7 protein-coding genes are annotated in these 6,215 nt (G+C 62.9%); all 7 read right to left on the bottom strand.

The window, feature by feature from the left end; translation table 11 throughout:
- A partial coding sequence (locus EN745_RS27415; RefSeq protein WP_127422701.1) for a trypsin-like peptidase domain-containing protein occupies positions 1-1,198 on the bottom strand: 1,198 nt, incomplete at its 3' end.
- A 193-nt stretch (positions 1,199-1,391) separates the two neighbouring features.
- Positions 1,392-1,823: a 50S ribosomal protein L17 gene (gene rplQ, locus EN745_RS27410; RefSeq protein WP_126054449.1), complete on the bottom strand. Its 432-nt coding sequence runs from the start codon at positions 1,821-1,823 to the stop codon at positions 1,392-1,394.
- 104 nt (positions 1,824-1,927) lie between these two features.
- The gene (locus tag EN745_RS27405; RefSeq protein WP_006205443.1) at positions 1,928-2,938 is read right to left on the bottom strand and encodes a DNA-directed RNA polymerase subunit alpha; all 1,011 of its coding nucleotides are present in this window, start codon (positions 2,936-2,938) and stop codon (positions 1,928-1,930) included.
- A gap of 102 nt (positions 2,939-3,040) precedes the next feature.
- Complete coding sequence (gene rpsK / locus EN745_RS27400; protein WP_006205444.1) at positions 3,041-3,430, bottom strand: 30S ribosomal protein S11; 390 nt, start codon at positions 3,428-3,430, stop codon at positions 3,041-3,043.
- Between the two features lie 121 nt (positions 3,431-3,551).
- Entirely contained in the window at positions 3,552-3,920 is a 369-nt protein-coding gene (gene rpsM, locus EN745_RS27395) for a 30S ribosomal protein S13 (protein ID WP_006205445.1), read from the bottom strand.
- Positions 3,921-4,108: 188 nt separating this feature from the next.
- Positions 4,109-4,708: an adenylate kinase gene (locus EN745_RS27390; RefSeq protein WP_126054448.1), complete on the bottom strand. Its 600-nt coding sequence runs from the start codon at positions 4,706-4,708 to the stop codon at positions 4,109-4,111.
- Positions 4,705-6,045 (bottom strand): preprotein translocase subunit SecY, encoded by a 1,341-nt coding sequence (gene secY / locus EN745_RS27385; RefSeq protein WP_126054447.1) that lies wholly within the window; start codon positions 6,043-6,045, stop codon positions 4,705-4,707. The genes EN745_RS27390 and secY overlap by 4 nt, the downstream gene beginning before the upstream one ends.
- Between the last annotated feature and the right edge of the window lie 170 nt (positions 6,046-6,215).

Below are 6,215 nucleotides of genomic sequence, written 5' to 3'. Positions count from 1 at the left end.
GCGTCACCTCAGTGGCCTTGGCGCCTTCCGGCGCTCGCTCCAGCGGGATCTCCATCGTCGCCTGCTGGCCCTTGCTCAGCACAGCGAAGCTGGCCTTGGAGCCGATCGACAAGGTGGCCATGCGATAGTCAAGAGCCTCGATGCTTTCGACCGTCGTGTTGTTGAGCGACAGCACGACGTCGCCAGGCTTCAGCCCCGCCTTGCCCGCCGGCCCGGTAGCGTCGACCGTCGAGACCAGCGCGCCGGTCGGCTTTTCCATGCCGAGCGATTCGGCAATCTGCGGCGTCACCGCCTCGAACTCGGCGCCGATATAGGGCCGCTCGAAGAAATCGAGACCGGCTTTGGCGGCGTCAGCGAAAGCCCGCACCATGTTGGCGGGGATGGCAAAACCGATGCCGATCGAGCCGCCGCTGCGGCTGTAGATAGCCGTGTTGATGCCGACCAGCTGACCGCCCATGTTGATCAGCGCGCCGCCGGAATTGCCGGGATTGATGGCGGCGTCAGTCTGGATGAAGTAGCCCGAATCCGAGACGCCGATATGGCTGCGGGCAAGTGCCGAAACGATGCCGCTGGTGGTGGTCTGTCCGACGCCGAACGGATTGCCGATGGCCAGCACCAGGTCGCCGACCTCCAGCGCGTCGGAATCGCCGATGGCGATCACCGGGAACGGCTTGTCGGCCGAGATCTTGAGCACGGCGAGATCGAGTGTCTCGTCCTTGAGCATGACCTTGCTGGCGAACTCGCGACCGTCAGCGGTCGCCACCTTCACCTCGTCGGCATCCTTGATGACGTGGTAATTGGTGACGATGACGCCGCTCGGGTCGACCAGTACGCCGGAGCCGAGCGAGGACTGCGCGCGCGGCTGCGCGCGCCCGAAGAACTCCTCGAAGAACGGATCGCCCTCGAAAGGCGACGTCACCTTGGCCGTCTGCGAGGCATAGACGTTGACCACGGCCGGCGCCGTCTGCTTGACCAGCGGCGCGAAGGAGAGCTGCACCTCCTCGCGACCGAACGGCACGCGCTTGTCCGGCCCGGAGGTGGCATTTTCGCCTTCGACGCCATGCAGCAGATCGGTCAGCACGTCGGACAAGCCCGGATCAGCGGGCTTGGTGGCGTCCTCGGCCAGTGCCTGCCTGGCCGCCGGTGCGAACGCCAGCAAGGCCGAAATCAGAACAATGGACAGCCGTTTGACGTGCATTCCGAATCCTCCAAATCGGGCGCCATTCTCCCGACGATTGTGCAGAATGAAAGGCTAATGCACCGAAATCCGATAATTGTCGCGCAAAAGCATGCGCTTCGGCCGACGAAATTGTCTGAAACGTAGAGCGCCGCTTTCAGAATGCAAAAAGGGGCCCACAGGGCCCCTTTGAACACGTGCGAAAAGCCCGGCCTCAGGCGGCCGCGGCTTCCTCTTCGGTACCTTCAGCTTCGATGCGGGCGCGGTCGCCGGCGCCCTTGGCCGAGGTGTCGCGGTCGACAAACTCGATCACCGCCATGGCGGCATTGTCGCCGTGGCGGAAGCCCGCCTTCATGATGCGCAGGTAGCCGCCGTTGCGGGAGGCGTAGCGCGGCGCGATCGTCTCGAACAGGCGCTTGACGACGCCCTCATTGCCGATCTGGGCGATCACCTGACGGCGCGCATGCAGATCTCCGCGTTTGCCGAGCGTCACCAGCTTCTCGACGATCGGACGCAGGTCCTTCGCCTTCGGCAGGGTGGTGACGATCTGCTCGTGCTCGATCAGAGACACGGCGAGGTTGGCGAACATAGACTTGCGGTGGCTTACGCTGCGGGCGAAGCGACGGCCTTTGAAACCGTGGCGCATGGCTCTTTTCCTTCTTCAGTTGTTCAAGAGGCCACGGCCTCTGATGATTTTCCGCATGACCGTCGGATCGAGCGGCTCACGCCGCCGATCCTTGGAATTCATGCTCAATATTGGTCTTCGTAACGCTTGGCGAGGTCTTCGATGTTTTCCGGCGGCCAGTCCGGCACTTCCATGCCGAGGTGCAGGCCCATCGCCGCCAAGACTTCCTTGATCTCGTTCAGCGACTTGCGGCCGAAGTTCGGGGTGCGCAGCATCTCGGCTTCGGTCTTCTGGATCAGGTCGCCGATATAGACGATGTTGTCGTTCTTCAGGCAGTTGGCCGAACGCACCGAAAGCTCCAGCTCGTCGACCTTCTTGAGCAGCGCCGGGTTGAAGGCGAGTTCGGTGACGGCTTCGGCCGCGACTTCCTTCTGCGGCTCGTCGAAGTTGACGAACAGACCGAGCTGGTCCTGCAGGATGCGGGCGGCGAAAGCCACCGCGTCCTCGCCCGAGATCGAGCCGTCGGTCTCGATGGTCATGGTCAGCTTGTCATAGTCGAGCACCTGGCCCTCGCGGGTGTTCTCGACCTTGTAGGAGACCTTCTTGACCGGCGAGTAGAGGCTGTCGACCGGGATCAGGCCGATCGGCGCGTCCTCGGCGCGGTTGCGCTCGGCCGGCACATAGCCCTTGCCGGTGTCGACGGTGAACTCCATGCGGATCTCCGCACCCTCGTCCAGCGTGCAGATGACGTGGTCGGGGTTGAGGATCTCGACGTCGCCGACCGTCTGGATGTCGCCGGCCAGCACGGCGCCCGGGCCCTGCTTGCGAACGACCATGCGCTTCGGGCCGTCGCCTTCCATGCGGATGGCGATTTCCTTGATGTTGAGCACGATATCGGTCACGTCCTCACGCACGCCGGCGATGGACGAGAATTCATGCAGGACGCCGTCGATTTGCACGGCGGTGACGGCCGCGCCACGCAGCGAAGACAGAAGCACGCGCCGCAGCGCGTTGCCCAGCGTGAGGCCGAAGCCGCGCTCGAGCGGCTCGGCCACCAGCGTGGTCAGCGTCTTCTTCTTCGACGAGAACTCGATCTTGTTCGGCTTGATCAGTTCCTGCCAGTTTTTCTGGATCATGATGCTTTCCTTCCGTTGCCCCGCCACCATCCAATCGTGGCGGGCGACCTGGAATGCCGCGGAGGAACGCTTTTTGGCGTTCGCGCGGCGTTCGATAGTTCCTTAGACGCGGCGCTTCTTGCGCGGCCGGCAGCCATTGTGCGGGATCGGCGTCACATCACGGATCGAGGTGATGGTGAAGCCGGCGGCCTGCAGCGCGCGCAGCGCCGATTCACGACCGGAGCCAGGTCCGCAGACCTCGACCTCGAGCATGCGCATGCCGTGTTCCTGCGCCTTCTTGGCGACATCCTCGGCGGCCATCTGGGCGGCGAACGGGGTCGACTTGCGCGAACCCTTGAAGCCCTGGGCGCCGGCCGACGACCAGGCGATCGAATTGCCCTGCGCGTCGGTGATGGTAATCATCGTGTTGTTGAAGGTCGAATTGACGTGGGCAACGCCCGACGAGATGTTCTTGCGTTCGCGACGGCGAACACGAGCGGCTTCCTTGGCCATGGTAGTCCTTTCAGTTGATCTCTACACCGCCGTAGTGCCAGCGGCTCCACCTAGCGAGTGGTGAATAGTGAATGGTGAATAGACCGAGCCATTCACCATTCACGATTTCACCATTCACCAATTACTTTTTCTTGCCGGCGATCGACTTGGCCGGGCCCTTGCGGGTACGTGCGTTGGTATGCGTGCGCTGGCCGCGGACCGGCAACGAGCGGCGGTGACGCAGGCCGCGATAGCAGCCGAGGTCCATGAGCCGCTTGATGTTCATCGACACTTCGCGGCGCAGGTCGCCTTCGACCTGGTAGTCGCGGTCGATCGTCTCGCGGATCTGCAGCACTTCCGCGTCGGTCAGCTGGTTGACGCGGCGCTCGGCCGGGATGCCGACCTTGTCGACGATCTCCTGGGCGAACTTCTTGCCAATGCCGTGAATGTACTGAAGCGCGATGACGACGCGCTTGTTGGTCGGAATGTTGACGCCGGCTATACGAGCCATCTTCTCTCATCTCCATATGGGCCGGACGCGCCGGCGCTTCAAGTTGCCCCGCGTCCGGTGGAGGCCGGCCCTTGCGGGAGTTTCCAGTTCAAAGCGGCCGCCTTGCCCTTGCGGACAAGCAAAGCCTATGCCTGATGGAAGACGGGCCGCCATACCCCAGCGGACCGCTACAGTCAAGCGCTGTTTCTCTATGCCGCCGCCTGCGTGACGGATTTGAGCACCGCTTCGATCTCTCTCGTGACGGTGTCTATGTCGGCCATGCCGTCGACGCTCTTCAGCCTGCCCTTGGCGTAGTAGTAGCCAATGAGTGGAGCGGTCTTCTTGTAGTACTCCCGCAAGCGCTCCTCGAACACGGCTGGATTGTCATCCTTGCGCACCGGCTGGCCGGCGGCCTTGGCATCCTCGGCGCGCTTGACGATTCGCCCAACCAGCGCCTTGTCATCGACGACGAGCTCAATCACGGCGTCGAGATGGAGGCCACGATCCGCGAGCATCGATTCGACCGCATCGGCCTGCACCAGGGTGCGTGGATAGCCGTCGAGGATGAAGCCATTTGCGCAATCAGCCTGGTCGATTCGCTCGGCCACGATGGCATTGACGATGGCATCGGAAACCAACTCGCCGGCATCCATCACCGCCTTAGCCCGCTTGCCGACCTCGGTACCGGCCTGCACAGCGGCACGCAGCATGTCACCGGTCGAGAGCTGGGGTATGCGGAACTTCTCTACCAGTCTTTGCGCTTGCGTCCCCTTGCCCGCCCCCGGCGGTCCAAGCAATATCAGCCTCATCTGGTCCTCTTCCCCCCGCGCAACTTCGACTTCTTGATCAGGCCCTCATACTGGTGCGCGATCAGGTGACCCTGAATCTGCGCCACCGTATCGAGCGTTACACTGACCACGATCAGAAGCGATGTGCCACCAAGGTAGAATGGTACGCCAGTCGCTGAAATTAGGAATTCGGGCAGCAGGCACACCAGCACCAGGTAGATGGCGCCGATGACGGTGATGCGCGTGAGAACATAGTCGATGTAATCGGCGGTGCGCTCGCCCGGGCGGTAGCCTGGAATGAAGCCGGAATGCTTCTTGAGCTGGTCGGCGGTGTCCTTCGGGTTGAAAACGATCGCGGTGTAGAAGAAGGCGAAGAACACAATCATCGCCGCGTAGAATGCCATGTAGAGCGGTTGTCCATGGCCCAGCGAGGCAAGGATTGTGCTTGCCCATGCCGGCATGTTGGCCGTCTGCGAAAAGCCGGCGATCGTTGCCGGCAGCAGAAGCAGCGAGGACGCGAAGATCGGCGGGATGACGCCCGAGGTGTTGAGCTTCAGCGGCAAATGCGAGGTGTCGCCCTGGAACATCCGGTTGCCGACCTGGCGCTTCGGGTACTGGATCAGCAGGCGGCGCTGCGCGCGCTCGAAGAACACGATAAGCGCAATGACGACGATGGCGAGCACGATGATCGCCAGGATCAGCCCGGTCGACAGGGCGCCGGTGCGGCCGAGCTCCAGCGTGCCGGAGATGGCACGCGGCAGGCCGGCGACGATGCCGGAGAAGATGATCAGCGAAATGCCGTTGCCGATGCCGCGCGCGGTGATCTGCTCACCGAGCCACATCAGGAACATCGTGCCGCCGACCAGCGTGACGACGGTGGAGATTCGGAAGAACATGCCGGGATCGTTGACAATGCCGTTGCCGCCCTCCAGTCCGACGGAGATGCCGTAGGCCTGCACCAGCGCCAGGAGCACGGTGCCGTAGCGCGTGTACTGGTTGATGATCTTGCGGCCCTGCTCGCCTTCCTTCTTCAGCGCTTCCAGCGACGGAATGACCGAGGTCATCAGCTGCATGATGATGGAGGCGGAGATGTAGGGCATGATGCCCAGCGCGAAGATCGCCATGCGCTGCACCGCGCCGCCGGCGAACATGTTGAACATGCCGAGCACGCCCTTGCTCTGCGAGGAGAAGGCCTGGGCGAACGCGTCGGGATTGATGCCGGGCAGCGGGATATAGGTGCCGAGCCGGTAGACGAGCAGCGCGCCGACGGTGAACCAGATGCGTTTCTTCAGGTCCTCGGCCTTGGCGAAGGCCGAAAAATTCAGATTCGAGGCTAGTTGTTCAGCAGCCGAAGCCATGCCTGATTCTCCGCTTGGTCACGCTCGATGCCCGCAGCTCAGGCGGCGCGTGTCACCGAAGCTCACGAGATAAGCTCCGGACCGTAAACATGCAAGCGGCCGCGTTGACGCGGCCGCCTAATTGATCAGATCAAAGCGCGAAGGACGGTAAAACCTGGCGTCACTCGTGC

The organism is Mesorhizobium sp. M4A.F.Ca.ET.022.05.2.1 (assembly GCF_003998845.1).
GTDB lineage: Bacteria > Pseudomonadota > Alphaproteobacteria > Rhizobiales > Rhizobiaceae > Mesorhizobium.
This window is presented reverse-complemented; position numbering and strand designations above follow the sequence as displayed.